Genomic DNA, 4,074 nt, shown 5'->3' with positions numbered 1-4,074 from the left:
CTGCAGGGTAGAACTTCCCGCCCTGCAATGTCTCGCCGGTCGTCTCAAGCCAGTTTTCGGCGAACGCCGCCTGGAATGCGGGCACGGCTGGTCCTTCGATCCGGTAATGCGTGTCGCGCCATTCATTTGAGTTGCGTGCGTTCCCGCGCCAATCATCGGCAATGCCGACCCCGCCAGTGAAAGCGATCCGGCCATCAACGATCAGCAGCTTGCGATGAGTTCGGTTGTTTACACGGTCCAACGTATACCAGCGTAGCGGCCGATAGCGTTCGAACCGCACACCTGCCGTCGTCATGATGCGGATCAGGTCCTCGTCGAAGGGAAGGCTGCCAACCCAGTCGACGTTCACGCGGACTTCCACGCCTTCGCGGGCCTTCGTCGCCAATGCGATCGCGAACTCGTAGCCGATGGCTCCTGACCAATAAATATACGTTTCCATGTTGACGCTGGATCGAGCCGCCCCGATTGCTTGCAGCATTGAGGGAAATATTTCGTCTCCGTTGACGAGAGTTTGGACCGCGTTGGAACCGAACATCTGCCCTTGCGAATAGCTGCTCATCGTCTTGGAAAATTGGGGATCCGTAGCGTCGAACCGGTGGGGGACGATAGATCGTAGAACGCGCGGCTGCGGAGTGAGGTTTATGATCAACACCGTGAGCAGGCTGCCGATGGCGGCAATGGCCAGATAGATGAGCACCTTTCGCCAAGGCGCAATGCGGGAGGTCTTCTTGCGGGCGCCTGACGCAACGGGACCGAAAGGCTGCACGTCAATCGCCCTGTTGCTGGCGATGGCGATGTTTTTCGATCTCCTCGGGCTCTTCATCGTCGATCCGGGTGATGTTTGAAGCCGCGTGATCTGACCGCAGAATCTCGTCCAGCTTGGCATGGATCGCTTGAGTGTCGCGGTGCTCCGCACGCTGGATGAACAGCGTCATCGCCCAGGTGAACAATGTTGCGGCTCCATGCCAATCCAAGCTCTGTCGCTCGAAAATCATCCAAAGAATTGCGTAGGCCAACAAGACCAGGAACGCAGCGGGACGGGAAGTCAGTGTGCCGATTGAGGTAAGGGCGCTGGTGATCGGATGATTTGCCATTCCAGAGAACTCGCGGCAGTCCCCCTGGTTCCGGCGAGACATCATACCGCCCCGCCGTGCCTGCAGTGGATTTGGGTCGGCCGCTTGAGTACATCGCCTCTGGCCGATCGTTACTTTCGATCGAGCACCTTTCGGACCTTCTCGGCCAGCTCGTCGATCGTGTAGGGTTTGGTCAAAAGCTCCGTTCCAAAATCGAGCGTGCCATTGTGAACAATCGCGTTTCGCGTGTAGCCGGTGGTGTAGAGCACCTTTAGTGACGGGTGCGATGTCCTGACCTTGTCCACCAGTTCGCGGCCTGACATTTCCGGCATGACCACATCGGTGAACAGAAGCGAAGGCACATGCCCGCTCTCCACGGCGGCAAGTGCGTCTCGTGGCCCCGACATTTCCAGGACGGAATAGCCTAGTTCTCGCAGCGCTTCTGCGGCCATCAGGCGTACACGATCTTCATCCTCGACGATCATGATGACCTCGTCTGAACGTCCCGGATGCTCGCCCGCCAAGGCGGCGGCCGGGCTGTCGGGAATGCCGCCATGCGACCGCGGTAGATAGATCTTCAAGGTGGTTCCGACACCGAGTTCGGAATAGATCTTGACGCTGCCGCCGGACTGACGAACAAACCCATACACTTGGCTAAGTCCCAATCCGGTACCCTTGCCGACTCCCTTTGTGGTGAAGAACGGATCGAAGGCTCTTGCCAGCACGTCCGCAGTCATGCCCGTTCCGGAATCGGTGACCGCTATCATCACATACTGGCCCGAGGAGATCGCGTTTTCTCTCGCATACCGATCGTCAATATGGGCGTTAGACGTTTCAATCGTGAGCTTTCCGCCGCCGGGCATGGCATCGCGTGCGTTGACGCAAAGGTTGAGCAATGCGCTTTCCAATTGCCCTGCATCGGCCTCCACATGCCACAGCCCAGCGGCGAGCACCGTCTCGATTGCTATGGTCTCTCCAAGCGTTCGGCTCAGCAGTTCGCTCATGCCGGAGACGAGTCGATTAGGATTCAGGCGCGTCGGTGCCAAGGGCTGCTGGCGAGAGAAGGCAAGCAGCCGCTTGGTAAGTTCCGCAGCGCGTTGTGCCCCATCGATTGCACCGGTGACGAAGTGGTTCACGTTCGTGTCGCCGTTTCGGAGCTTGCGCTGCACGAGATTCAAACCGCCAATGATGACAGCCAGCATATTGTTGAAGTCGTGGGCGATGCCACCGGTAAGCTGTCCCACGGCCTCCATCTTCTGCGCCTGGCGCAGGTGCTCTTCTGCTCGGACGCGTTCGGCAACTTCCTCAGCCACACGCTGCTCAAGAGTGGCGTTGAGCGTCTGCAGCGCTTTGAACAGTCGGGAGTTGTCGATTGCCGTGGCGGCATGACCGGCCAGCCCCAGCAAGGCTGTCTCATGCTCTGCGGCAAAGACACCGCAACCGGAATGTCCGAAGAACAGCCCACCCAGCACTTCGCCCGATCGCGAAATGACCGGCACGGCAAGATAGGATCGCACGGGAAGATGGCCTTCCGGCATTCCCTTCCTCGGCGGATTTTTTCCATAGCGCACATCCATGAGGATATCATCGGAACGCACCACGCCCGTCCCGCGAAAAGTAGGCTCGAAGACGCCCGTGTTGCGTGGCATGGGAAAATTTTCGAAAGCGGAGCGTGGCGCTCCCGACAGGGCGTAGAGCACATAGCTGTCCCCCGTGTCATCGAGGACATTGTAGAAAAAAGCTCCGAATTGCGCGCCTGACAGCGCGACGCCAGCGTCGGTGACAATCTGGACAATGCGCTCCACGTCCAGCTCGGCTGCCACGGCGGCGGCAGTCGCATTCATCATCTGAAGCTGGTTCTCCACCCGCTTTCGCGCGGTAATATCCATGACGGTGCCGATGAAACGCACCGCGCGTCCGGACCGGAAAAGAGATTCGCCCGTTGCAGCTATCCAACGCTCCTTTCCGTCGCGCAGCCCGATCGTCCGATATTCGATGTCGTAGCGGGAAGACTCGCCCGGCGCGAGCGCCCGGCGTACGGCCTCATCCGCCCGTTCACGGTCTTCTGGATGGAGACCGGCCAGGAACGCGCTCTCATATGTCACCTCCGCCTCAGGTGGCAGACCGAAGAGAGCTTTGCATCGGTCGTCCCAACGCAGCACCCTTGTGATGGGATCATAGTCCCACGTTCCGATAGCGGCTGCATCGGTCGCTAGCCTTAGCCGCTCCTCGCTCGCTCGGGCAGCCTGTTCCGAGCGGACGCGCTCGATGTGAGCCCATGACCGCTCTGTCACCTCCGCCAGCAAGGACAGTTCGCGCTGCGACCAGACGCGGCGCTGCGTGTCGTGAACGGCCATTAGCGCAGCCAGCCGGCCTTGCTTGACCAAGGGCATGCAGATCGTTGCCGTTATGCCGATATCCTGAAAGGTCTTTGCTTCCTCGGGCGCAATTTCCTCGAGATTGTTGTTGATGACGAGCGGCCGATTGGCGGTCAGATTGCCAACAGCGAGGCGACCGAAATCGGCAAGACTGTAGTACCCCCTGATGCTAGGCGAGCCAGGAGCGCTCCAGTCGCCGCGAATGGTGAAGTGGTCCTGGTCCGGCTCCATGTCAGCGTAGGCGCAAATCGAAACGCCTAGATGTTCGCCAAGTAGACGGGTGGTGACCTCCATGACAGCGTCGGCATCTGTCGCCGGGGATATCTCTCTGCCGAGGCGATCCAGAAAGGCCAGGCGCTCGGCATTTTCACGCAGGGCCTTCTCCGCACGAAGCCGTTCAATTGCGGTGCGCGTCCGGTCAGCCACTTCCGAAACCAGAGCAACCTCGGCCGGCGTCCAGTGTCTTGGCTCGGAGTGATTGAGGTACAATAACGCAACCAACCCGCCGCGCTCCGTAACCGGCATGTTGATGACGGATTGGGCGCTGATTGCTTTGAGAGCCTCGGCATGGTCGTGGGTTCGCGGGTCTGTCTCGGCATTCTCGAAGACGACCGTCTCGCCTC

2 protein-coding genes and 1 pseudogene are annotated in these 4,074 nt (G+C 59.7%); all 3 read right to left on the bottom strand.

Annotated elements, in window-relative coordinates; translation table 11 throughout:
• Positions 1–823: pseudogene (locus tag EN925_RS26000) on the bottom strand (phospholipase D-like domain-containing protein); the annotation flags it as partial.
• Complete coding sequence (locus EN925_RS25995; protein ID WP_027036398.1) at positions 768–1,094, bottom strand: low affinity iron permease family protein; 327 nt, start codon at positions 1,092–1,094, stop codon at positions 768–770. The pseudogene EN925_RS26000 and the gene EN925_RS25995, both read right to left, overlap by 56 nt.
• Positions 1,095–1,204: 110 nt before the next feature.
• Positions 1,205–4,074: GAF domain-containing protein (locus EN925_RS25990; protein ID WP_128337030.1), on the bottom strand; the 2,870-nt coding region annotated here is incomplete at its 5' end.

The sequence above is a fragment of the Mesorhizobium sp. M7A.F.Ca.US.006.04.2.1 genome (genome assembly GCF_004022915.1).
In the GTDB taxonomy this organism is placed as follows: domain Bacteria; phylum Pseudomonadota; class Alphaproteobacteria; order Rhizobiales; family Rhizobiaceae; genus Mesorhizobium; species Mesorhizobium ciceri.
The sequence above is the reverse complement of the archived record's forward strand: the minus strand, read 5'-3'. Positions and strand labels throughout refer to the sequence as shown.

Bases quoted from the DNA above. Each gene is read 5' to 3' on its own strand.
- EN925_RS25995 (WP_027036398.1), bottom strand. From the start codon at position 1,094: ATGGCAAATCATCCGATCACCAGCGCCCTTACCTCAATCGGCACACTG.